This is a genomic window from Jeotgalibacillus haloalkalitolerans (assembly GCF_034427455.1).
Lineage (GTDB): Bacteria > Bacillota > Bacilli > Bacillales > Jeotgalibacillaceae > Jeotgalibacillus > Jeotgalibacillus haloalkalitolerans.
The window spans coordinates 1-24,825 of record NZ_JAXQNN010000004.1; the positions used below are offsets into that span (position 1 = coordinate 1).

At 42.5% G+C, this 24,825-nt stretch carries 23 protein-coding genes, 1 pseudogene and 1 other annotated feature; of the genes and pseudogenes, 5 read left to right on the plus strand and 19 right to left on the minus strand.

Annotation, left to right across the window (positions count from 1 at the left end; all coding sequences use genetic code 11):
• Positions 1-94 precede the first annotated feature (94 nt).
• Entirely contained in the window at positions 95-550 is a 456-nt protein-coding gene (locus UFB30_RS11565; RefSeq protein WP_322421861.1) for a pyridoxamine 5'-phosphate oxidase family protein, read from the minus strand.
• Between the two features lie 109 nt (positions 551-659).
• On the opposite strand from UFB30_RS11565, the gene UFB30_RS11570 reads away from it, so the two are divergent.
• Positions 660-863: a YlaI family protein gene (locus UFB30_RS11570; RefSeq protein ID WP_322421862.1), complete on the plus strand. Its 204-nt coding sequence runs from the start codon at positions 660-662 to the stop codon at positions 861-863.
• A gap of 111 nt (positions 864-974) precedes the next feature.
• On the opposite strand, the pseudogene UFB30_RS11575 reads toward UFB30_RS11570, so the two are convergent.
• The 11 genes and pseudogenes from UFB30_RS11575 to typA all read right to left on the minus strand — a co-directional run.
• Positions 975-1,913: pseudogene (locus tag UFB30_RS11575) on the minus strand (threonine ammonia-lyase); the annotation flags it as partial.
• Between the two features lie 81 nt (positions 1,914-1,994).
• Positions 1,995-2,567, minus strand: a complete 573-nt coding sequence (leuD, locus tag UFB30_RS11580; protein ID WP_322421863.1) for a 3-isopropylmalate dehydratase small subunit — start codon at positions 2,565-2,567, stop codon at positions 1,995-1,997.
• A gap of 12 nt (positions 2,568-2,579) precedes the next feature.
• Positions 2,580-3,983, minus strand: a complete 1,404-nt coding sequence (leuC, locus tag UFB30_RS11585; protein ID WP_322421864.1) for a 3-isopropylmalate dehydratase large subunit — start codon at positions 3,981-3,983, stop codon at positions 2,580-2,582.
• Positions 3,984-4,002: 19 nt separating this feature from the next.
• Entirely contained in the window at positions 4,003-5,103 is a 1,101-nt protein-coding gene (gene leuB / locus UFB30_RS11590; RefSeq protein WP_322421865.1) for a 3-isopropylmalate dehydrogenase, read from the minus strand.
• A gap of 18 nt (positions 5,104-5,121) precedes the next feature.
• Positions 5,122-6,663 (minus strand): 2-isopropylmalate synthase, encoded by a 1,542-nt coding sequence (locus UFB30_RS11595; protein WP_322421866.1) that lies wholly within the window; start codon positions 6,661-6,663, stop codon positions 5,122-5,124.
• Complete coding sequence (gene ilvC / locus UFB30_RS11600; protein ID WP_322421867.1) at positions 6,650-7,678, minus strand: ketol-acid reductoisomerase; 1,029 nt, start codon at positions 7,676-7,678, stop codon at positions 6,650-6,652. The genes UFB30_RS11595 and ilvC overlap by 14 nt, the downstream gene beginning before the upstream one ends.
• Before the next feature lie 228 nt (positions 7,679-7,906).
• Entirely contained in the window at positions 7,907-8,419 is a 513-nt protein-coding gene (ilvN, locus tag UFB30_RS11605) for an acetolactate synthase small subunit (RefSeq protein ID WP_041122272.1), read from the minus strand.
• Complete coding sequence (ilvB, locus tag UFB30_RS11610; protein WP_322421868.1) at positions 8,416-10,155, minus strand: acetolactate synthase large subunit; 1,740 nt, start codon at positions 10,153-10,155, stop codon at positions 8,416-8,418. Before ilvB ends, ilvN begins: the two co-directional genes overlap by 4 nt.
• Positions 10,156-10,236: 81 nt before the next feature.
• Positions 10,237-10,465, minus strand: a binding site (T-box leader).
• A 40-nt stretch (positions 10,466-10,505) separates the two neighbouring features.
• On the minus strand, positions 10,506-11,405 hold the full coding sequence (ilvE, locus tag UFB30_RS11615) for a branched-chain-amino-acid transaminase (RefSeq protein WP_322421869.1): 900 nt from the start codon (positions 11,403-11,405) through the stop codon (positions 10,506-10,508).
• 481 nt (positions 11,406-11,886) lie between these two features.
• The gene (locus UFB30_RS11620) at positions 11,887-12,198 is read right to left on the minus strand and encodes a YlaH-like family protein (protein WP_322421870.1); all 312 of its coding nucleotides are present in this window, start codon (positions 12,196-12,198) and stop codon (positions 11,887-11,889) included.
• Positions 12,199-12,220: 22 nt separating this feature from the next.
• Positions 12,221-14,065, minus strand: a complete 1,845-nt coding sequence (typA, locus tag UFB30_RS11625; RefSeq protein WP_322421871.1) for a translational GTPase TypA — start codon at positions 14,063-14,065, stop codon at positions 12,221-12,223.
• Between the two features lie 111 nt (positions 14,066-14,176).
• Between typA and UFB30_RS11630 the strand changes: the two genes are divergently transcribed.
• Entirely contained in the window at positions 14,177-14,359 is a 183-nt protein-coding gene (locus UFB30_RS11630; protein ID WP_322421872.1) for a YlaF family protein, read from the plus strand.
• Positions 14,360-14,396: 37 nt separating this feature from the next.
• Here UFB30_RS11630 and UFB30_RS11635 read toward each other — a convergent pair whose 3' ends face one another.
• Both UFB30_RS11635 and UFB30_RS11640 read right to left on the minus strand, forming a co-directional pair.
• A complete protein-coding gene (locus UFB30_RS11635) occupies positions 14,397-15,191 on the minus strand; it encodes an inositol monophosphatase family protein (protein ID WP_322421873.1) in 795 nt (264 codons plus the stop codon).
• 156 nt (positions 15,192-15,347) lie between these two features.
• Positions 15,348-15,548 (minus strand): YkzI domain-containing protein, encoded by a 201-nt coding sequence (locus tag UFB30_RS11640; protein ID WP_322421875.1) that lies wholly within the window; start codon positions 15,546-15,548, stop codon positions 15,348-15,350.
• Positions 15,549-15,731: 183 nt separating this feature from the next.
• Here UFB30_RS11640 and UFB30_RS11645 point away from each other — a divergent pair, with 183 nt between their 5' ends.
• Positions 15,732-16,370 (plus strand): YktB family protein, encoded by a 639-nt coding sequence (locus UFB30_RS11645; RefSeq protein WP_322421876.1) that lies wholly within the window; start codon positions 15,732-15,734, stop codon positions 16,368-16,370.
• A 41-nt stretch (positions 16,371-16,411) separates the two neighbouring features.
• Here the strand turns inward: UFB30_RS11645 and UFB30_RS11650 are convergent, their stop codons facing one another.
• Complete coding sequence (locus tag UFB30_RS11650) at positions 16,412-16,687, minus strand: UPF0223 family protein (RefSeq protein ID WP_322421877.1); 276 nt, start codon at positions 16,685-16,687, stop codon at positions 16,412-16,414.
• A gap of 116 nt (positions 16,688-16,803) precedes the next feature.
• Here UFB30_RS11650 and UFB30_RS11655 point away from each other — a divergent pair, with 116 nt between their 5' ends.
• Positions 16,804-18,324: an aminotransferase class I/II-fold pyridoxal phosphate-dependent enzyme gene (locus UFB30_RS11655; RefSeq protein ID WP_322421878.1), complete on the plus strand. Its 1,521-nt coding sequence runs from the start codon at positions 16,804-16,806 to the stop codon at positions 18,322-18,324.
• A gap of 145 nt (positions 18,325-18,469) precedes the next feature.
• Positions 18,470-19,666, plus strand: a complete 1,197-nt coding sequence (locus UFB30_RS11660; protein ID WP_322421879.1) for a CapA family protein — start codon at positions 18,470-18,472, stop codon at positions 19,664-19,666.
• Positions 19,667-20,048: 382 nt separating this feature from the next.
• Here UFB30_RS11660 and UFB30_RS11665 read toward each other — a convergent pair whose 3' ends face one another.
• From UFB30_RS11665 to UFB30_RS11680, 4 genes are all read right to left on the minus strand, one after another.
• A complete protein-coding gene (locus UFB30_RS11665; protein WP_322421880.1) occupies positions 20,049-20,912 on the minus strand; it encodes a polysaccharide deacetylase family protein in 864 nt (287 codons plus the stop codon).
• 121 nt (positions 20,913-21,033) lie between these two features.
• On the minus strand, positions 21,034-22,443 hold the full coding sequence (gene lpdA / locus UFB30_RS11670; RefSeq protein WP_322421881.1) for a dihydrolipoyl dehydrogenase: 1,410 nt from the start codon (positions 22,441-22,443) through the stop codon (positions 21,034-21,036).
• A gap of 4 nt (positions 22,444-22,447) precedes the next feature.
• Entirely contained in the window at positions 22,448-23,761 is a 1,314-nt protein-coding gene (locus tag UFB30_RS11675; protein WP_322421882.1) for a dihydrolipoamide acetyltransferase family protein, read from the minus strand.
• An 83-nt stretch (positions 23,762-23,844) separates the two neighbouring features.
• Positions 23,845-24,822 (minus strand): alpha-ketoacid dehydrogenase subunit beta, encoded by a 978-nt coding sequence (locus tag UFB30_RS11680; protein ID WP_039808614.1) that lies wholly within the window; start codon positions 24,820-24,822, stop codon positions 23,845-23,847.
• Positions 24,823-24,825: the final 3 nt, after the last annotated feature.

A 24,825-nucleotide genomic window follows, 5' to 3' on the forward strand; every position in this document is an offset into this window, starting at 1 on the left:
GCCGCAATTTTCGTTTCTAAAAGATACTTTGCCATAAAAAACTACACCTCCAATTGTTATGTGTGTCTAACAATTGGAGGTGCAGTTCATTCGCTCAGTGCTTTTTTAATTCCTCCATCACCTGCTGGTCAAGGTTTCTTGCAGCCTGTTCGTCATATGTTTTGGCAAAAGCAGGTTCTGTAACGATTTTTGCGCCGTAAAACATAACATCCCGCACTTCGTCTATCTCAAGACGGATAATTGAAAGACCGATTGGTACGTCTGCCGATGACTGACCCGCCACTTTCGCTCTGCCACTGATAGAATAAGTGCTTCCACCTGCAATGATCGAGAGTGAGCAGAGTGGCTGTTTTTCGATATTCTGAATGATTCTTGAACGGTGGTCCACCGCAAAGATCAGCACTGACTCATCCTTTGCATGTACCCATGACAGAGAAGCAATATTTGTACCTCCAGTCTGCGCATCCACTGTTGCCAGCTGCACAAACCGCTCATGTAAAAACTCCTCATATAAGCCCGGTGTCAGATGATCTTCAACTCTGTTAGCCACAACATCACTCCTTTTTTGGTTTATTATACAGCACATTTTCTTCCCTTAACAGTTCCCCGCTGCCTCGTGTTATAATATGTTCAAAAGAACTGTAAAAAGGAGCTTTGTCATGAGAGTTAAATGTTTTTTATGCGATAAAATCGAATCAATTGAAGATTTCAGTCCACTTGCCAAAAAGCTCCGCAACCGGCCGATTCACACTTACCTGTGCGAGGAATGCAACACACGTATTGAAAGTAAAACAAAAAAACGGATCGCTACCGGTAATTTTAAGCAATACAAGAGCTCAAGGAAAATTGAAAAAGACTTTTAAGTAACAAGACTAATTCATTTTTCAAACGAAAAAATGAATTGATTAAAAACCTATAGTGCAGCGAAATAATTAAGAGCCTGAGACAGCATACAGTCTCAGGCTCTTAATATGTTAAATAATCAACTTGCGCTTTGGTTCCTTCACTTCCCCGGCTAATTCAATACATTTACCGAGTTTAGCTGCATCAAAATTTCCGCCGCTCACAATGACGCCTGTCTGACCTGAATAAGATAATGTATTGCTGAGAAGAGCTGCAATACCCGCAGCACCTGCTCCTTCAACCATCATTTTTTCTCTTTCAAGCATAAACAGGATGGCTTTAGCAATCTCACCTTCTGTTACTGTCACCATATCATCTACGTATTTGTTGATGATAGAAGTTGTCAGTTTACCGGGTGATTTTACTTTGATTCCTTCAGCAATTGTTGGTAAAAACGGCACTTCACTGCTGGACTGTCCAAAGAACGACGCTGCGATCGCCGGTGCTGATGCAGATTGCACGCCGATTACTCTTACAGATGGCTTCAGCGCTTTAACAGCAAGCGCAGTACCTGCCAGTAATCCGCCTCCTCCTGCCGGCACAAATACTCTTTCAAGGTGCGGACACTGCTGCAGCATTTCGAGTGCAGCAGTTGCCTGCCCTTCAATGATTTTAAGATCATCAAATGGGTGAATAAAAACAGCACCTGTTTCCTCCTGCTTTTTGCAGGCTGCTGCATATGCCTCATCAAATGATTCACCAGTAAGGACAACTTCAGCACCATACTCACGCGTGGCGTTTACCTTTGTCTCAGGCGTTGAAAGTGGCATAAAGATGGTCACTTCCACCCCTTTTTTCTGACCTGCAAGTGCCACACCTTGCGCGTGGTTACCGGCTGATGCCGCGATAATACCTCTTTTACACTCAAGCTCAGTCAGTGAAGATACTTTATTCATCGCTCCCCTGACTTTAAATGAACCTGTTTTCTGAAGGTTTTCAAGCTTCATCCATACCTGCTGTCCAGTCATCTTATTCAGTGTTTCAGACTGTTTGCATGGCGTTCTGTGTACATAACTGCTTAGTTCTTCTGCTGCGTCAAATAATGCGCTCGTGTTATAGAAATTCCCAAGTTGATCATCCTCTCATTTTAATTAGACGTGTGACTCTTCATATTTCCTGATCGCTTCTTCATACTGAAATGTAATTGAAATTTCATCCCAGCCATTCAGAAGCATCTGTTTCCAGTAAGAATCAATTTCAAAGTGCCACGTTTCACCATCACAAGTAACGGTTTGTGATTCAAGATCAACAGTAGCAGCCTTTCCATCTTTTCCTGCCTTTATGACTTTATCCGCTTCCGGAAGTCTGATTGCGAGTATACCATTCTTTACGCAATTATTGTAAAAAATATCCGCGAAACCTGGTGCAATAATAACTTTAAAACCGTAGTCCTGCAGTGCCCAGGGAGCGTGTTCTCTTGAAGAACCGCAGCCAAAGTTTTCACCCGCTGCCAGAATTTCAGATCCTTTATAGGTAGGGTTATTTAATACAAAATCCTGATTTGGTGTTCCATCTTCATTAAAGCGCCAGCCATAAAAGAGAAACTGACCAAATCCAGTACGTTCAATTCTTTTCAGAAACTGCTTCGGTATGATCTGATCGGTATCAACATTGATACGGTCAAGCGGTGTTATATTGCTTGTTAATTTTTTTACCGGTTCCATCAACTTCCCTCCTTATGCATGTACGTGAAGCTTTCTGACATCTGTGAATTTGCCTTCAACAGCTGCTGCTGCTGCCATTGCAGGACTGACAAGGTGAGTTCTGGATCCTGCACCCTGTCTCCCTTCAAAGTTACGGTTAGAAGTTGATGCGCAGCGTTCACCGGCTGGAACGATATCGTCGTTCATCGCAAGACACATACTGCATCCTGATTCACGCCATTCAAAACCTGCCTCCTTGAAAATCCTGTCTAACCCTTCTTCTTCGGCTTTGATTTTCACTGTAAATGATCCAGGCACGACAATTGCCGTTACATTCTCATGAACCTTCTTACCTTCAATTACTTTAGCTGCTGCTCTCAAATCTCCGATACGCGAGTTCGTGCATGAACCGATAAACACGTGCTGGATTTCGATATCAGTAATCGGCATTCCCTCTGATAAGTCCATATAGGTCAGCGCCTGCTTCAGCTCTTCTTTTTTTGATTGAGTCGAATAGTCTTCAGACCTTGGAACCGTAGCCGAGATACCTGATCCCATTGACGGGTTCGTTCCCCACGTCACAAACGGTTCGATCTCATCTGCATGAATAGTCAATGTCTGATCATAAACAGCCCCTTCATCAGAAGCATAGCTGAGCCATTTATCTTTCAATTCCTCATACTGCTCAGCCGGTACATGTGCACGGTTCTTTAAAAATTCAGCTGTTGTTTCATCAGGACTGATCAATCCTGCACGGGCACCTGCTTCAATCGACATATTACATACTGTCATACGCTCTTCCATCGACATCTTTCTGATCGCATCACCTGTATACTCCACAACGTACCCTGTTCCTGCATCAACGCCGAACTTAGAGATAATGGCAAGAATCACATCTTTAGCTGTTACACCAAACCCGAGTTCACCTTCCACTCTGATTTCCATCGTCTTCGGCTTTGACTGCCAGAGTGTCTGGGTAGATAATACATGTTCAACTTCGCTTGTACCGATACCAAATGCCAGCGCGCCGAATGCACCGTGCGTTGAAGTATGGCTGTCACCGCAGACGATTGTTTTACCCGGCTGAGTCAGACCGAGTTCAGGACCGATGACGTGAACGATTCCCTGATCAGGGTGATGCATGTGAGCAAGTGGTATACCAAATTCCTTACAGTTATCTGCCAGCGTGTTCATTTGCTGCTTTGACACCGGGTCTTTAATCACTTCACGATTTTTAGTGGGCACGTTATGGTCCATCGTGGCGAAGCTTAAATCAGGTCTTCTGACTTTTCTTCCTTGTAACCTTAATCCTTCAAATGCCTGCGGTGAAGTCACTTCATGGATCAGGTGCAGATCAATATAGAGAAGATCAGGTTTATTCTCTTCTTCATATACAATATGGTCGTTCCAAACTTTTTCAATAATCGTCTTCGCCATAAGACTGTTCCCTCCTCACTTATACATAAGCAGACAAGATATGATCTGATACCAGTTCTCTTTCAAGTTCTTCAATTACTTTATCTGCAAAAGCGGATGTGCTCAGTACTCTGTGTCCTGCTTTTTGAACATCCGTTGTACAATATCCATCGTCAAACACGCTGTATACAGCTGTTTCAACAGCAGACGCTTCTGTTTCCATTCCAAATGAATATTTAAGCATCATTGCAACCGACAGAATGGCTGCAGATGGATTGGCAATATTCATTCCGGCGATATCAGGCGCTGAACCGTGTACGGGTTCGTATAGACCGAAGCCGTCAGAACGGATACTTGCTGAAGGAAGCATACCAAGCGATCCAGTAAGTACGGATGCTTCATCACTCAGGATATCTCCAAACAGATTCTCAGTCACAACTACATCAAATGATGCAGGCTGGGTAATCAGTTTCATTGCTGCAGCGTCAACCAGCAGGTGTTCGACCTCAACATCCGGATAATGTGCTTTCTTTTCTTCCACTACTTCTCTCCACAGCTTACTTGTTTCAAGAACGTTTGCTTTATCGACAGATGTTACTTTTCCTTTTCTAAGGCGTGCCAGCTCGAATCCCTGTTCAACAATGCGCTCGATTTCTGCACGTGAATACGTCAATGAATCAACCGCTCCGTTATGGGTTTTTCTTTTTGGTTCACCAAAGTAAAGTCCACCTGTTAATTCTCTAACAATCATCATATCAACGTCTTTTGACAGATGGTCCTTTAGAGGAGATGCTTCACTCATGCCTTTGACCGCTTTAACCGGTCTCAGGTTAGCAAATAATCCAAAGTGTTTTCTGATGCCAAGAAGTCCTTTCTCCGGGCGGAGTGCTGAAGGGTTTTGGTCCCATTTCGGACCTCCAACTGCACCAAGTAAAACTGCATCGCTTTTCTCACAAACCTCAAGTGTTTCTTTTGGCAGAGGATCACCTGTTTCATCAATAGCAATTCCACCAATCAGCCCTTCTTCAACCTCAAATGTATGGTCAAATCTCCGTCCAACTGACTGGAGAACTTTCACTGCTGCCTCTGTTACTTCCTGTCCAACTCCGTCTCCATGTAGAACTGCTACTGTTTTCTTCATGATAATTCCTCCCCTTTGCTATACAGTTTTTGCGTAAGATCTCTTGCGTTCGTTGACCAGCTGCCTGTTGATGGCATTCAGGTAAGCTTTAGCTGAAGCTTCAAGTACATCCTGAGCAACATCACGACCTGTCGTCGATTTTCCGTTATACGTCATATTCACAACTGCTTCTCCAAGTGCGTCGCGTCCTTTTCCAATAGAAGTAACACGATAATCAAGCAGATGAACTTTCCCCTTCACCAGACGTTCCAGCGTATTACAAATTGCTTCTACACTGCCTGATCCGGTAGATGCTTCCTGCAGCAGATCACCATCAGGTGAGATGACTGATACTGAAGCGGTCGGAATGCTTCCATTACCGTATTGAACCTGTACTGATTTCAGTTCATATACCGGAACTTCTTCTTCCTGAATCTGCTGATCTGTTAACAATACGTACAGATCATCTTCTGAAATCTCTTTTTTCTTATCAGCAAGTGCTTTAAATGCTTTAAATGCTTCAGTAATCTTTTCATCACTCAGCTCAAAGCCAAGTGCAATCGCCTTGTCTTTGAATGCATGACGACCGGAATGTTTTCCGAGTACGATTTGTGTTGAATTTTCACCGATCAGTTCAGGTGTTATAATCTCATACGTTGTGCGTTCTTTCAGCATGCCGTCCTGGTGAATTCCTGATTCATGAGCAAATGCATTTTTACCAACGACTGCTTTGTTTGCCTGGATTGCCATTCCTGTCAGCTGGCTAACAAGCTGGCTCGTACGTTTGATTTCATCTAATTTGACATCAGTGCCAAATGTGAATTTATCTTTTCTGATATGAAGGGCTACTGCAAGCTCTTCAAGCGCAGCATTCCCTGCACGTTCACCAAGACCGTTGATTGTGCCTTCAACCTGATCTGCACCATTTTCAATCGCTGCGATTGTATTCGCCACGGCCATTCCAAGGTCATTGTGGCAGTGCGCTGAAAGTTTTACACGATCAATGCCATGAACATTTTCTTTCAAATGTCTGAACATCGCCCCATACTCAGAAGGTGTTGCATAACCGACTGTATCCGGAAGATTAATCGTAGTCGCACCCGCTTTAATGACTTCCCTAACGACTCTGACAAGAAAGTCAGGGTCTGATCTGAATGCATCCTCAGCTGACCACTGCACAAGCGGAAAATGCTTTTTGGCATATTTCACAGATTCAACTGCGATATCAACCACCTGATCAGGCGTCTTTTTTAATTTGTGCGTCATATGAATCGGTGACGTTGCCAGGAAAATATGAATATGTGGCTGCTCACCGTATTTAAGTGCTTCCCAGGAAGTATCAATATCGCTTTTTACTGATCTCGCAAGTCCTGTCACAATTGAACCTTTAACTGTTTGCGCGATTTTTTTAACTGCTTCGAAATCACCCTGTGATGAAGCAGGAAATCCTGCTTCAATCACATCGGCATTAAAACGTTCAAGCTGTCTGGCAATCTCAAGTTTTTCTGCAGTGTTCAGGTTTATTCCGGCTGACTGTTCACCGTCTCTAAGCGTTGTATCGAATACATCAATTTTTCGCACTCGCAACCACTTCCTTCTGTTTTTCTTTACCTGCTTTAACAAATGGCATCATGCTGCGCAGCTCTCGACCCACCTTTTCGATCTGATGTTCGTTCTCTCGGTTAGCAATTGCTGTGAATTCCGGGCGGTTCAGCTGATTCTCAAGCAGCCATCCTTTAGCAAACTTTCCGTCCTGGATATCTGTCAGGATGTCTTTCATGCGCTTCTTCGTATCTGCATCAACGACACGCGGACCCGATACGAAATCTCCCCACTGAGCTGTATCTGAGATTGAATATCTCATTCCGCTCATGCCATCCTCATACATTAAGTCAACGATCAGCTTCAGCTCATGCAAACATTCGAAGTATGCAAGTTCCGGCTGATAGCCTGCTTCTACAAGTGTTTCAAATCCTGCTTTCACAAGTGAAGTAAGTCCTCCACAAAGTACTGCCTGCTCTCCGAATAGATCTGTTTCAGTTTCTTCTTTAAATGTTGTCTCAAGTACACCTGCACGCGCGCTTCCGATTCCTTTAGCGTAAGCAAGTGCTGTTTCAGCAGCTTGACCTGACTGATCCTGATAGACTGCGAACAGTGCCGGTACACCTGCGCCTGATTCGAATGTTCTGCGGACCAGGTGTCCAGGGCCTTTAGGTGCAACAAGGAATACATCTACATCAGACGGTGGAACGATCTGGTTGAAGTGAACGTTAAAACCGTGTGCAAATACAAGTGATTTACCTGCGCGTAGACCCGGCTTGATTTCTTCTTCATATACATGCGTTTGTCTTTCATCCGGAAGAAGAACCATGATGATATCTGCTTCTTCAGCTGCATCTCTTACTGTTTTTACTTCGAGTCCATCCTGTTCAGCCTGCTCCCATGACTTCCCTTTTCTTACGCCGACTACTACGTCATGACCTGTATCTTTAAGGTTTTGTGCGTGTGCGTGACCTTGTGATCCGTATCCGATTACTGCTACTTTTTTGCCTTCTAGTGAGCTGTTGATGTCCTGATTGTAATAAACTTTTACCATGATAAATTCCTCCAGTGTTTGTTTGAGTTTTAGTTTTCAATAACCGCTGAATCTCTACGTGGAGGACTACGCTTTCCTGCCCCCGGACGGTGAGCTTCCTCAGGCTGCGCCTTGCGGGATCTCACCACTCCTTTCCCGGGGCGGGAGTCTACGTCCGTAACGTAGAGTTTCAGCTATTGTGGATTTCAAAAGTATTCATTTTAATCAATCAATTTACTAATCAATAATTTATAAAATTGATAATTGCTGGGATGGTGTTTTCTGGTTTTCTCTGACAAAGGCTGTTGCGCCTGTTCTGGTCATTTCTTTGATGCCGTATGGTCTGACCAGGTCGATAAATGCCTCTACTTTTTCAGGATCACCTGTTACCTGAACGGTGATGACATTTTTACTCATATCAATGACAGTCGCTCTGAATGGTTCAATGATACTTGTGATCTCACTTCTGACTGCCGGCGGCGAGAGCACCTTAATCAGTGCGAGCTCTCTCGTAACAATGGCTTTATCTGAAATGTCATTTACTTTCAGCACGTCAATCTGTTTTTGCAGCTGCTTTAAGAGCTGTTCAAGCTTTCTCTGGTCCTCTACATGAACAACGAATGTCATTTTTGAAATGCCAGGCTGTTCAGTGTGCCCTACTGTGATGCTTTCAATGTTGAACTGTCTTTTCATTAGCAATCCGGTCACCCGGTTCAGTACACCGCTTTGGTTAATAACGGTTGTTGTGATCACTCGTTTCATGGTTTCACCCCTAACATTTCATGCAACCCTTTTCCTGGTGCAACCATTGGGTATACATTTTCAATCTGTTTGACTCTGCAGTCGATCAGGACTGGTTTATTTGAATTTAACGCTTTTTCAAATACCGCATCTGCTTCATTAAGGCTTGTTACTTTGTAACCCTCGATGTCGTATGCCTCAGCCAGTTTGACAAAATCCGGCTGGGATGGCATCAGTGACTCAGAGTATCTTTCCTGATAGAAAGTCTGCTGCCACTGGCGTACCATTCCGAGACACTGGTTATTCAGAATGATGACTTTCACCGGAATCTGACTTTCCTGCAGCAGTGAAAGCTCCTGCAGTGTCATCTGGAATCCTCCATCACCTGTGATAGCAACAACTGTTTCTTTCGGCTTAGCCAGCTGAGCGCCAATCGCTGCCGGGAAGCCGAATCCCATTGTGCCAAGACCGCCTGATGTTACCCAGTGATCAGGATGATTGAACTTATAGTACTGGGCTGTCCACATCTGATGCTGTCCTACGTCAGTTGTGACAATGGCATCACCGCGAGTGTGCTTGTGTATCATCTCGATTGCTTCCTGAGGGAGTATACCTTCTTCTTCATTTTTATAATGCAGCGGATATTCCTCTTTCATTTCATTTAAATGAGCTGTCCACTGTTCAATTCCTTCTGTACTAATGCCAAGTTTGAGTAATGCCTGGATTGCTTCCTTTGCATCAGCAACTATCGGGATATCAGTAGGAACGTTTTTACCGATTTCAGCAGGATCAATATCAATGTGAATGACCTGCGCATTCGGTGCGAAGTGTTCCAGATTTCCAGTCAGTCTGTCATCAAACCTGGCACCGAAGTTGATGAGCAGATCGCATTCACATATTGCCATGTTCGCTGCGTATGTACCGTGCATGCCGGCCATACCAAGGAACTGTGGATGCTCTCCGTGAATCGTACCGAGACCCAGGAGTGTGTTCGTCACTGGAATTTTTGTCTGTTCTATAAAAGCTGTCAGGTCTTCTGCAGCCTTAGCGTGTAATACACCCGCTCCTGCAAGTACAAGCGGCTTTTTTGCTTTCTGAATTGCCTGCGCCACTTTCTGAATCTGCAGAAAATTTGGTGTAGTGGTTGGCTGATAACCAGGTAAGTTCACTTCAGTCTGTTTCACTTCAGCCATTGTAAAGATTTCGTTTGATACATTCTTTGGAATGTCTACCAGAACAGGACCCGGTCTTCCGGTTGAAGCAATGTGAAACGCTTCATGGATAATTCTTGGCAGATCATTCACATCTTTTACCTGATAATTGTGTTTGGTAATTGGCTGTGTGATTCCTACGATATCTGCTTCCTGGAATGCATCCGTACCGATTACCGCACTGGCAACCTGGCCGGTAAAAACAACGAGCGGCAGTGAATCCATCATGGCATCAGCAATACCGGTAACAAGGTTTGTCGCTCCGGGACCGGAAGTTGCAATGACAACCCCTGTTTTACCCGAAACTCTCGCATAACCTTCTGCAGCATGTATTGCGCCCTGCTCATGTCTTGCCAGAATATGAGGAATCGGATTTTTGTATAATGCATCATAGATCGGCAGTACTGCTCCACCCGGATAACCAAAAATCATTTCCACCCCTTCGTTTTGAAGTGACTGGATAAATATATCTGCTCCCTGAACTGCCTGCTTCTCTACATCACCGCCAAGTGCTTCTGCCTGTTTCGTATTAACTTGCACACTCATTGAAACATGCCTCCTTTAATTCCTTTTATTGACATATAAAAAAGTCTTTCAATCCCATACAAATAGATACGTGATCCTTTGTATAGGGATGAAAGACTTTTCATGGTACCACCCTACTTCGCAGCAAATGCTGCCTCATGAACAGTTAAACTGTTCTTTGATAACGAACAAAAGTCCGTGAACACCTACTGAAATTTCAGTGTTCCACTCCGAGGGGATGTCATACACAGCTGGCAATACCGGGTTCCACCAATCCCGGCTCTCTGTAAATGCCGCTTGCTGCATACTTTAACCTCATCAATGATTTAACGTATAAGTGCTTTAACTCACGAAAGTTAAGCGATAAATTTTTAGCCGGCGTTTAATGCTGAATTATATACTTTCACACCGTCTTTAATGACTAATTCTCTAAATGATTCTAATAAATCGTTTGTTACCTGACCCGGAGTACCATCTCCTACAACACGGCCATCAACTTTAACAACTGCAATGACTTCAGCTGCTGTACCTGTAAGGAATACTTCATCTGCTACATATACATCATGTCTTGTAAAAACGGCTTCTTCCATCTCATAGCCTTTATCTTTAGCTAATTCAATAATGGCGTTTCTCGTAATGCCTTCCAGTGCGCCTACATAACCTGGAGGCGTCAGGATCTTGTTCCCTCTGACAATAAAGATATTGTCAGCTGATCCTTCTGCTACATAGCCCTGATCATTTAACATCAGTGCTTCAGGAACTCCTGCAAGTCCTGCTTCAATTTTTACTAAGATGTTATTTAAATAATTGAGAGATTTTACTTTTGGACTCAGTACGTCTGAGCGGTTTCTTCTGCTGGCAACTGTAACAATTTCAATGCCAGTTTCATAAAGCTTTTTCGGAAACAGTGCTAAGGATTCGGCGATGACAATGACACTTGGTCTTTTGCAAGTAAATGGATCAAGTCCAAGGTTGCCAACCCCCCGTGAAACAACTAATCGGATATAACCATCTTTCAAGTTGTTTTTCTGCAGTGTTTCAATCACAATCTGCTGCATCTCCTCTTTCGTATAAGGGATTTCCAGCAAAATTGATTTTGCAGAATCATATAGTCTCACAAGATGTTCTTCGAGCCGGAATACATTTCCATTGTAGGAACGAATACCTTCGAACACCCCATCGCCATATAAGAAACCATGATCATAAACAGAGATTTTTGCATTTTCTTTTGACACATATTCTCCATCCAGAAAAATTAATTGTTCACTCACCTTATTCACTCCTTCCATCGCTTTATTGTCGCCCGTAGGCTTGAATTGTTGACAATCATAACGCGGATATACAAGTCCGTCAACAGCTGAAAATTAAATTTTTAGACAAATTAGAATTTTATGATATTATGTATGCGTTTTCATTGTTGATACTATGCACTTTTTTGCAGAAGAAAAATTTTTTATTTTTTACACACTGATGTGAGATATTTTTTGACAAATCCCTTTATACAGGTGTCTTGACACCCCCTGATGGAACGATTTTTTGATTCGGGTGACTAAATTTGACGATGATTAAGACTATGCATTTTAAAGAATTAATATTCATCATTATTCATACTTTTTCTAAAAGAATGTTTCTAAATAAACATTTAATAAAAAATGTCACTCAATTATTTATGCATTCATTACTGATTTTACACATAAAAAAAGACACCTGCATAAGCAGATGTCTTTGTCTTTCATACGTCGGATATAAACTCTATACTGTCCCTTTAGCCTGTTCCCTTCTTAGTCTGATCTTATAAATAATCAGAATCAGCGCTGCAATGATCAGGCCTTCTGTAACCGGGAGAAATACTGCCAGAAACGTCAGCACTGTACAGCCCAGAATAAGAAACAGGTAGATCAGTGCTGATTTTAATGGCGGCAGCTTTTTTGCAAAGCCGAGCTTATAAACAACAATTGATAATAGAATAATCGTGAGGTAAAGATACCACATTCCTGCCTCAGGATTTACATCCACTCTGTAAAGCGCAGGAAAAAACGATAAACGGTCTTCTACATTTACCATGGAGGCAGTCAGCTCCTCTTAATTATTTACCTGCTTCAGCGTACTTCTGTTTCTTTTGTGCACGCTCACGTTCGTTCTTGTCAAGGATCTTCTTACGGATTCTGATTGATTCTGGTGTGATTTCACACAGCTCATCATCATTCAGATACTCAAGAGATTCCTCAAGTGTCATTAATCTTGCTTTTTTAAGCGTTGTAGTCTGCTCTTTGTTTGCAGAACGGATATTGTTTGCCGCTTTAATTTTCGTTACATTAACTGTCAGGTCATTTTCACGGGTATGCTCACCAACAACCATTCCCTCGTACACTTCTGTACCCGGTTCGATAAAGATCGTACCACGGTCTTCAACACCAAGGATCGCATACTGTGACGCCTGACCCTTATCCATTGATACAAGCACACCTGCGCGGCGTCCGCCTACGCGGCCCTGCTGCATCGGCTGATAGCTGTCGAATGAATGGTTAATGATACCAAATCCACGTGTAATTGTCATAAACTCAGTTGTGTATCCAATTAATCCGCGTGCCGGTACCATAAATACAAGACGTACCTGACCATTACCGTTATTGATCATATCAAGCATTTCGCCTTTTCTTGCACCCATTGATTCAATAATTGAACCTGTATTTTCTTCAGGCACGTCAATTTGAACGCGCTCAACAGGCTCACAGCGAACACCGTCAATTTCACGTACGATAACCTGAGGCTTGGAAACCTGCAGCTCGAATCCTTCACGTCTCATGTTTTCGATCAGAATCGACAGGTGAAGCTCACCACGTCCTGATACGACCCAAGCATCCGGTGAATCAGTCTGATCGACACGAAGACTTACATCAGTCTCAAGCTGTGCTTCAAGACGCTCTTCAATCTTACGTGCAGTCACAAACTTACCTTCACGTCCAGCGAATGGACTGTTGTTTACAGAGAAAGTCATCTGTAGTGTAGGCTCATCAATACGCAGAACAGGCAGTGCTTCCTGATGATTGACAGGCGTTACTGTTTCTCCTACGTTGATGTCTTCCATTCCTGATACTGCAATCAGATCTCCTGCTTTTGCAGACTGGATCTCTTCACGCTTCAAACCGAAGAAACCAAAGATTTTGGTTACACGGAAGTTTTTCACACTGCCGTCAAGCTTCATAAGTGAAACCTGTTGTCCAACTTCAATTGTTCCTCTGAATACACGGCCAATTCCGATACGGCCAACGTAATCGTTATAATCAAGAAGGGCGATCTGGAACTGAAGCGGATCAGTGCTGTTATCAACTGGTGCAGGGATGTTCTCTACGATTGAATCATAAAGACATTCCATTGTTTCATCCTGCTGTTCAGGATCAAGACTTGCCGTTCCGTTGATAGCCGAAGCATATACAACAGGGAATTCAAGCTGATCTTCATTTGCATCAAGTTCGATGAAAAGCTCAAGTACTTCATCAATGACTTCTGCAGGACGTGCAGCGTCACGGTCAATTTTATTAACGACAACAATCGGTGTAAGATTCTGCTCAAGCGCTTTTTTCAGTACAAAGCGCGTCTGAGGCATACAGCCTTCATATGCATCAACGACAAGCAGAACACCATCTACCATTTTCATGATACGTTCTACTTCTCCACCGAAGTCTGCGTGTCCCGGTGTATCGAGAATGTTAATACGTGTATCTTTATATTGAATCGCAGTGTTTTTCGCAAGAATCGTAATACCGCGTTCTCTTTCAATGTCATTCGAATCCATTGCACGTTCGTCTACATGCTCATTTGATCGAAAGATACCTGACTGTTTCAAAAGCTGGTCTACTAAGGTTGTTTTACCATGGTCAACGTGAGCAATAATTGCAATGTTTCGTAAGTCTTGCCTAATATTCGTCATTATTTCACTCCTGTTTTTACGTTCTAATCTTTTCTAACTGTACTATTGTATCACAATTGGTGGAAATATAGAAATGAATTATGTAGAATGGCTTTATAGAGGAGGATGACGATGAAAAATAATGCAGTATTTTTACTATATGCTTTTGCCGCGGTCATCGCAATGTCCGGTATTGGTGTAGCAATCGCTGAACGCAGTGCGATCGGTGCCATTGTGTCTATACTGGCTGTCATTGCAGTATTTGGTATGGGGTTCAAAACGAAGAAGAAATATCGTGAGCAGGCTGAGAATTAATAAAAACGTGCAGACAATTTCCTGCACGTTTTTTCATTTATTTTTTTAAATATTGATTGAGCACTTCCTGATGGACAGCAGGGTTACCTGCAAAGACAGGTGAGTGATCCACCATTGAAAGCTCTTCACCATTCAGGTCTGTTACGACGCCACCAACCTCTTCAATCAGTACTTTACCACCTGCAAAATCCCACGGTGACAGCCTCAATGTAATATATCCATCCAGGCGGCCGGCAGCAATATAAGCCAGTTCAATGGCTGCCGATCCATATGACCTTGTCCCTCTTACCCTGTGTACTAATGGTATAAAGGTTTCATGGTCAACTTTTCTGTTAGGCACGAGCCATGTTGCATTTAATGAAAGAATCGCTTCTTCAATGGGCACATCCTTCAGTGGGGAAAGCTTTTCATCATTCAGGAAAGCTCCGTGACCTTTCCGGGCATGGTAAAGCTCATCTGAAACCACATCATATATATAGCCAAGAACCCCTTCACCTTCATGGAATACACCGATTGAAATCGCAAAGTTTCTCTGCTGATGAACAAAATTCATTGTTCCATCAATCGGATCAATGATCCATACAGTGCCTTTCATATCCTCAACCTGATCTCCAAAGCCTTCTTCACCCATCACTCTGTGTTCAGGATATTGCTTGTCTATCATTTCTACAAAAAACTTTTCAATTTGTTTGTCCATATTTGTAACAAGGTCATTTACATTAGTTTTTGTCTGTATTTTCAGTACTTCATCAAAAGAATCAATAATTTTACGGCCTGCTTCTTTAATTGCCTCTTTTGCAAAAACATCAATATCATTCCAGTTTTTGTCCATTCCAGCTACCTCCAGTACCTAACAATCTTAAACTAAACTGTAGAGGATTCTGATGACTTTATCAAGAAAACTGCTACCATAAGCAATGCTAAGACGAACGCTTAACAAATAAGCGCTCGTCTTAGCATTGCTTCAACCCATTAACAATTAATTCTTTCATCTTGCAAATCCGTCCAGTTCATTGATCTCATGGCGGATTAGTGACAATCTTTCCTTCGTGCTGTCGATATCATCGTTATTCCCAAGTTCCATGGCTTCAAATAATACTGCCAGTTCATAATCAAGTTCCATTCTAAGTACAGCGAGTCTCTCCTGAATATAGTCTCTTTTTCTTGTTACCTGGATTACCTGCTTCATACCCTCTCACTCCTCTTGAATTATTGTGTTTAAAGCAGTTTATTCAATTCAAATCAGTTTATTCGCAAAGATCAAATATGCTAGAATAAATTCAGTTTCAGGCGGCCTGTTACATGTATTATAGCCAAAATATGCAGAGCTCAAACTGATCAAAGAGTTTTATAACACAACGGAGGGTTGTTCATGACCGGGTATTTCAGTACAAAAGATTTTGAAGTATTTAATATTGATGGGTTAGATGAAAGAATGGAAAGTATCCGTTCGAGGATTCAGCCAAAGTTTCAGGAGCTAGGTGATCTTACGGTTCCTGCACTGTCAGAACAGACTGGTGAGGAGATGCATTTACACATCGCACGTCATGCCAGACGTTCAGTTAATCCGCCAAATGACACCTGGATGGCAGCAGCACCGAGTAAAAGAGGCTATAAGAAAATGCCTCATTTTCAATTCGGACTCTGGGGTGACCACCTCTTTATCTGGACAGCTTTTATTTACGAGCTTCCTGAAAAAGAAAATATTGCGAAAACAATGATTGAAAACTTTGATGATTTGATGAAGGTTCTGCCTGAGGACGGTTATATCAGTGCTGATCATATGAAAAAAGAAGCCAAGAAAATCAGCGAGATGAACGAAGGCGATATCTTACATGTTCTTGAAAGATTTGAAAAAGTAAAGAAAGCGGAATTTCTCGCCGGGAGAAGAATTGAAGCTTCTGAAGCAATTAAAATGAGTAAGGATGAATTAAGTGAACTCATTCTGCAAACCTGGACAGAGCTTCTGCCTCTATACAAGCTGGGTACACGTGTACAGCAGGCTGTATAAGATAAAAAATGCGGGTGCCCAAAGATGCACACCCGCATTTTTTATTTTTTCATCGATATTTTATCCCCGGGTGCAGCTTCCCTGGCTTTTTTCTGAGTGCGGTAAATCGAATAGCCGCTCATCTCTTGAAATTCCTTATCAATTGTTTTCTCTTCTGCTTTTCCGGGAACGATTTCCTTAAACCGTTTATAATGACTCATAAATTCTTCTCTCTTAATTGTCTTTTCGTAAGCTTTTTCGACAGCTTCATAAAATTTCACTGCATCAATCACTTCTTCTGTCGACCAGTCCATTGACAGCGGATACTGATATTCCATGATTCAACTTCCTTTCTGTACATACACACAAATATTTCTTTTTATATGATGAAATGCTATAATTCTTCTGTTATCCTTCTTTAGATAACAATACCGCTAATGAGGTGAATTTTCAATTGTCCAATACACCTTCATCTCTGCTTAATGTAGAGAGAAAAGACCATACTTTAACACAAAATGATACGCCATTATTCACAGGATTAAAAAAACATGCAGACCGCAACCCTGTTCAGTTTCATATTCCGGGTCATAAAAAAGGTGCCGGAATGGACCCTGAATTCAGAGCGTTTGCCGGTGACAATATATTATCAATTGACCTGATTAATATCGCTCCACTTGATGATCTTCACCAGCCCAAATCCCTGATAAAAGATGCTCAGGACCTTGCTGCAAAAGCGTTTGGTGCTGATCATACATTTTTCTCAGTACAGGGAACAAGCGGAGCGATTATGACAATGGTAATGAGCGTATGCGGACCCGGCGAAAAAATTATCGTCCCGAGAAACGTTCATAAATCTGTCATGTCAGCGATTGTGTTCTGCGGAGCCATTCCAATTTTTATTCATCCTGAAGTGGATAAAGAGCTTGGTATCTCACACGGGATCACGCCGATTTCTGTTGCGCATGCACTTGAACAGCATCCGGATGCGAAGGGTGTGCTGGTGATTAATCCAACATACTTCGGCATTGCCGCAGATCTGAAAGAGATTGTTAAAATCGCCCACGCACAGAATGTACCTGTATTAGTGGATGAAGCGCACGGCGTTCATATTCACTTCCATGACAGACTCCCTGCTTCTGCTATGCAGGCTGGTGCAGATATGGCTGCTACAAGCGTTCATAAGCTTGGAGGATCAATGACACAGAGTTCTGTGTTAAATGTAAAAGAAGGGCTCGTCTCACCAAAGCGTGTACAGTCCATTCTCAGCATGCTGACAACTACTTCAACGTCCTATCCACTGCTGGCATCACTTGATACAGCCAGAAGAAGACTGGCGATCGACGGAAAAGAACTGATCAGTCAATCAATTGACTTAGCTGAAGATATCCGGGACCGCTTAAGTAAGATTGATCAGATTAAATGTATCGGCAGTGAAATTTTAGGCACACCTGCGACGTACGATTATGATCCAACCAAGATCATCATTTCCATTAAAGAACTTGGCATCACAGGGTATCAGGCTGAGGTATGGCTGAGGGAGCAGTATAACCTCGAAGTTGAGCTTTCAGACCTGTATAACATCTTATGTATCGTGACACCTGGTGACACGCAATATGAAGCAGATATACTCGTTGAAGCAATGCAGGCCCTTGCAAAAGAGTTCAGACATGACAGCAGTCATTCAGTTCCTGAAGTAATTCTGCCTGACATTCCTTTACTTGCAGTTACTCCACGCGAGGCATTTTATGCGGATACAGAACTTTTACCGCTGGATGAAACCGTCGGAAGAGTATGTGCTGAATTTATCATGGTCTATCCGCCTGGTATTCCAATCTTTATTCCAGGAGAGATTATTACTGAGGATAACCTGAGATATATTCATGAAAACATTGAAGCTGGTCTTCCGGTCCAGGGGCCTCAGGATGAAACGTTAACTAAATTACGCGTGATTAAAGAGCATAGAGCAATTAAATAAATGACAACGCTAATGCAGCCCTGCATTAGCGTTTTTGTTTGATCATAAACAGAAGTAGTAATTTTTTCTATTTAACTGTGTTTTAAGTATGATAACGTGATAGAATGGTTGAGGCCACACAATATATTATAAGGAGCAATGTTTTTTGTCTTATAAAATCTTGTCTGCAGTTTTTCTTTTAGTGATTGTCAGTGCATGTTCGGCTGACTTTGTTTCTGTTAACACTCCGGATCCAGGTGATGATCACTCAGGTGCAGTAAATCCAGTACTTGAAAAAGATTCTGACTACACGAACTTAATTCAAAAAGCTCATTTTACAGCTGTAGGTGATTTGTTAGTTGAACGTCCCATCTTATTTGATGCCATGCAGAAGGATGGAACTTTTAACTTTGATCCTCTTCTCTCAAATGTAAAACATCTGATTCAAAAAGGGGACTTTGTATATGCAAATCAGGAGACTCCGATTACCGGTTCCGAATACGGGCTTGGAGATGGTGACTTTGTCTTTAATAACCCCTACGAGCTTGGACACTATTATTATGAAACCGGTTTTAATATGCTCCAGCTTGCTAATAATCACACACTCGATATGGGCTATGAAGGGCTCGAGAGAAATTTGGCTTTTTGGGAAAACCATTACCCCGATGTTGCACTGAGCGGAGTTTATCCATCTTCTGATGAGGCCCGGGAAATTCCGGTCATTGATAAAAACGGAATATCTGTTGCTTTAATTTCAAGTACATACAACTCTAACCTGCCCGTTGAATACCCGGATACAGTTAACATCTTTACCGAAAATGAAGAACGGCTTATTAATGATGTAACTCGGGCAGAGGAAATTGCTGATGTTGTAGCAGTCGGCATACATTGGGGAAATGAATATCAGCAGCCTGTCCAGGAGCAGGAGGAGCTTGCTCAAAAGCTTGTAAATAACGGAGCTGATATTATTCTTGGACATCATCCTCACATTCTTCAGCCGATAGAGTGGCTTGAGGGTCCCGATGATCAGCCTGCACTGGTTGCCTATTCCCTCGGTAACTTTATCTCAGGCCCATTTGATGATCGGGTACCTCATCTTGACTGTGAACGTCTGACAGGTGCTATGATCGGGTTTGATCTTGTCAAACAAGGTGAGAAGGTAAGCTTTGAATCTGTTTATGCGGTACCTACTTTTACTTCATTCACTGAAGACTTTTCGGATTATCAGATTCTTCCATTAGATGAATTCGAACAGGATGAATTCAGGTGGTGTGACCTGCCTGTCCATAAAAATAATGTAATTAAGACGCTTTCAGAACGGACGGACCTTGTGGAAATCAGAATGAATACATTAGGCAGATAACAAACTGAATAACAATTTTTTGCCGTAAAAAAAAGCTGATGTCATTCACATCAGCTTTTTTCTTTCCCTCATTATTCATGACGAGTATATATAGATTGCTCACCCGTTTGGCTTACTCCCATCCCCATATGTTTGTAAGCGCTTCCGATTCTTATTTTAACGCTTCAGTATAAAAAAGACAATATCAAATTGAATAGATATTAAATTTTGTATGTTCTGAAATTTTCTGGTTTTTAGAGTGAGTACAGTCACTCTAATTGATGATGTCTGTCCAGCTGTATACACCCTCTGACTTCATGTTAAGACGGGGTCAATTATCTCGCCACTAACTATAGCCTTATGATTTCAGCACTTATGAAAAAAAGAGCAAGGCAATGATGCCTCACTCTGAACTACTTACTTCATACCCTTTAATCGTTTTTGGATCGACAATTGTATAATCTTTTGCTCTAAGACCTTCAACAATATCTGTTAAAGCGTCGTTTGTCCAGGCACGGTCATGCATCAGCAGGTTAGCGCCGGCAGATAAATATTCTGTATTCACCATAATATCAGCAAGTGCTGCTGCATCCTGGTAATCTGCTTCCCAGTCGTATCCGTAAGTCCAGTTCATCAGCACCATTCCCTCTTCTTTTGCCAGTGCTTCTGTAAAATCAGTATTCGCTCCAAACGGTGCTCTGAAAAACTTCGGGCGTTCTCCAATGATTTCTTCCACCCGATCACTAAGAGAGATTATTTCTTCACGCTGCTCATCTTCTGAAATGTCTCGCAAATTAGGATGTGAGTATGTATGGTTTCCGATTGGAAAGCCGAGCTCATGAATTTCTTTCAGCATTTCTTCTTCTTCAGGTGTATCCAGAAAATGACCGTTTACAAAAAAGATTGCAGGTGCATCCGCGGCGTGGAGCTTTTGTGCCATCTCAACAGCATGCTGATCGGGCGCATCGTCAATTGTGAGTAATACCACATTCTCAGGCGCGTCACTGATTGGTGTTACTGACCAGTTTGCTTCATTGATTTCATATAATGGCTCTACTGGCTCTGCAGCAGTTTCCTCCGCTGGTTCTTCATCTTCTGTGACTTCCTCCGGATTTTCTTCCACCGTCTCATCGGCCTTTTCTTCAGTAACTTCTTCAGAGGATACTGCCTGTTCCTGTTCTGCTTGTTCTGATTGCTCTGCTTTTTCTGAACCGCAGGCAGCAAGTAATAGCACTGCTGATACAGCTACTGGTGCATAAATTTTCAAAGAATAACCTCACCTTTCAAGATATGTATATGTTCAGTATAGCACAGACTATTTTCCATATTTAACTGAAATATGACAATTTAAAAAAGAGCTGTGCTTTATCGCACAGCTCTGAAAATGATTATTTTACGATGTGGATTGGTGTTCCAAGTGCTACTTCTGCAGCTTCCATTGAAATTTCACCAAGTGTTGGGTGAGCGTGAATCGTCATTGCTACATCTTCAGCTGTCATTCCAGCTTCGATTGCAAGACCAAGCTCAGCGATCATATCAGATGCACCGTCTCCAGCGATCTGAGCACCGATGATCAGCCCATCTTCTTTACGCGTTACAAGCTTAACGAAACCTTCAGTCTGGTTAAGTGCAAGCGCACGGCCATTAGCGCCAAATGGGAACTTAGCAGCATTCACTTCAATACCTTCTTCTTTAGCCTGTGCTTCGTTGTAACCTACTGTTGCCAGTTCAGGATCTGTGAAGCATACAGCAGGAATTGCAAGGTAGTCTACTTCAGACTTTTCACCGCCGATTACTTCAGCAGCAATTTTACCTTCGTATGAAGCTTTGTGTGCAAGTGGTGGTCCGTCAACGATATCACCGATTGCAAAGATATTATCAACACTTGTACGGCACTGCTTGTCCGTTTTGATAATACCTTTATCAGTCATTTCGATTCCAACCTGATCAAGACCGATCTCATCAGTGTTTGGACGACGGCCAACTGTTACTAATACGTAATCTGCATCAATTGAAACTTCTTCACCTTTAGCTTCATATGATACTTTTACGCCGTCTTCAGATTCTTCAACGCCTTTAGCCATTGCTTTTGTAATGACATCAACGCCTTTTTTCTTCAGACCTTTCTTAACAACAGAAGTCATCTGCTTTTCGAATCCGCCAAGGATATCGTCAGCACCTTCGAGGATTGTTACTTCAGAACCCATATTTGCATATGCAGTTCCAAGCTCAGTACCGATGTAACCTCCACCGATTACAACAAGCTTTTTAGGGATTTCTTTAAGTGCAAGTGCACCTGTTGAATCAAGTACACGCTTAGAGAATTTAAATGATGGAATTTCAATTGGGCGTGAACCTGTTGCCACAATTGCATTCTTAAACTTATAAGTTTGAGAATTTTTTTCATCCATTACTTTCACTGTTTCACTGTCCACAAAGTACGCTTCACCGCGAACGATTTCTACTTTGTTACCTTTTAGAAGCCCTTCAACACCGCCAGTAAGCTTTTTCACTACACCGGCTTTCCATTCCTGGGCTTTATCAAAGTTGATTTTTACGTTCTCAGCTACAACACCCATATCTTCTGAGCCTTTTGCATGCTCATAGCGGTGGCCGATAGAAATCATTGCTTTTGATGGGATACAGCCGACATTCAGGCAGACACCGCCAAGGTTTTCTTTCTCAACGATTGTTACTTTTTGTCCAAGCTGTGCTGCACGGATTGCTGCAACATAACCTCCAGGACCTGATCCGATGACGAGAGTATCTGTTTCGATTGGGAAATCTCCAACTACCATTGTTTTACGCCTCCATTAGTAAAAGTTCTGGATCGTTCAATAAACGTTTGATGTGGTTTAACGCGTTTTGTGCAGTTGCACCATCAATCATACGGTGATCGAAGCTCAATGATAATGCTAACACAGGAGCCGCTACAATTTCACCATTTTTTACAACAGGCTTCTCTGCAATACGACCAATTCCTAGAATTGCTACTTCAGGGTGGTTAATAACTGGTGTGAACCACTGTCCGCCAGCTGAACCGATATTTGTGATTGTGCATGAAGCACCTTTCATTTCATCACCTGAAAGTTTACCGTCACGTGCCTTAACTGCAAGCTGGTTGATTTCATCTGAAATACTAAATACAGATTTGCGGTCAGCATGTTTCACAACAGGTACTACAAGTCCTTTTTCAGTGTCAGCAGCAATACCGATATTGTAGTAGTGCTTCTGAACAATTTCCTGAGTCTCATCATCAAGCATTGTGTTAAGTACAGGGTACTCACGTAATGCTGAAACAAGTGCTTTTACGACGTATGGAAGGAATGTCAGCTTGATATCCTTTTCAAGCGCAATTTCCTTGAACTTCTTACGGTGAGCAACGAGCTTCTCAACATCAACTTCGTCCATCAGTGTTACGTGTGGAGCAGTGTGCTTAGAGTTAACCATTGCTTTAGCAATTGCTTTTCTCATTCCGCTCATCTTCTCACGTGTTTCAGGGAACTCACCCTCTGGAGCCGGAGTTGATTTTGGCGCTGATTTTTCTTCTTTCTGTTCAGCAGGCTGTTCTGTTGTTTCAGACTTAGCTTCAGCTGTATCACCTTTCAGATATGCATCGATATCTTCTTTAGATACTCGGCCGTTTTTACCTGAACCTGATACGTAACGGATGTCAACGTCGTTATCACGAGCGTATTTACGCACTGATGGCATTGCGATTACGCGGCGGTCAGGATCTACATCTTCCTGAGGCTTTGCTTCAGCCGATTCTTCTGAAGAAGCTTCTTCAGCCGGCGCTTCCTCTTTCTTTTCTTCCTTAGGCTCTTCTTTCTTCTCATCGCTGCTGTCAGAACCTTTGAACTGAAGGTTTTCATAGCCAGGTGCATCAAGCTTAATCAGTGTGTCACCTACTACTGCCACTGTTCCTTCATCTACAAGAATTTCTTCTACAGTACCAGCTACCGGAGATGGAATTTCAACAACAGCTTTATCGTTTTGAACCTCACAAAGCACGTCATCTTCTTCTACTTTATCTCCAACACTGATAAACCATTTTACAATTTCACCTTCGTGAATACCTTCACCGATATCAGGTAATTTAAATTCGAATGACAATGTTTTCACCCTCCTGGTTAGGAATTTTCTATTCTTGCATGTTTATGAAAAGGGAAAACGGAGAAAATTCTCCGTTTCACTCATTAAAATTCAAGTACTTTTTTAGCTGTTGCTACTACATCTTTAGCATTTGGAAGCCATACTGATTCTGCCTGAGAGAATGGGAATACAGTATCAGCAGCTGCTACACGCAGCACTGGCGCTTCGAGGCTAAGAATTGCACGGTCGTTGATTTCAGCTACTACGCTAGCTGCAATTCCAGCCTGCTTTTGAGCTTCCTGTACAACGATTGCACGGTTTGTCTTTTCAACTGACTTGATAATCGTTTCGATATCAAGCGGCTGAATTGTACGAAGGTCAATCACCTCTACAGAGTGACCATCTTTTTCAAGCTGTTCAGCTGCTTTAAGTGATTCATGAACCATTGCGCCGTAAGTCACAATTGTAAGGTCAGTTCCTTCACGCTTCACATCAGCTTTACCAATTTCGATTGTGTACTCTTCTTCAGGTACATCTTCACGGAATGAACGGTAAAGTTTCATGTGCTCAAGGAAAATAACTGGATCGTTGTCACGGATTGCTGAAATCAGAAGTCCTTTTGCATCAGTTGGTGTTGAAGGGATAACTACCTTCAGACCAGGCTGCTGCGCCATCAGACCTTCAAGTGAATCAGCGTGCAGTTCAGGTGTATGAACCCCTCCGCCAAATGGTGAGCGGATTGTGATTGGTGAACTGTATTTGCCACCGCTGCGGTATCTCATACGAGCCATCTGACCGCTTACTGAGTCCATTACTTCAAATACGAAGCCGAAGAACTGAATTTCCGGCACTGGACGGTAGCCTTCAAGTGCAAGACCGATTGCAAGACCGCCGATACCTGACTCCGCCAGTGGAGTATCAAATACGCGTTCTTCACCAAATTCTTTTTGCAGACCTTCAGTTGCACGGAATACGCCTCCGTTATTACCAACGTCTTCACCGAACACAAGAACATTTTCGTCATTTTTAAGTTCTGTCCGGAGTGCATCTGTAATTGCCTGAATCATCGTCATTTGTGCCATGGC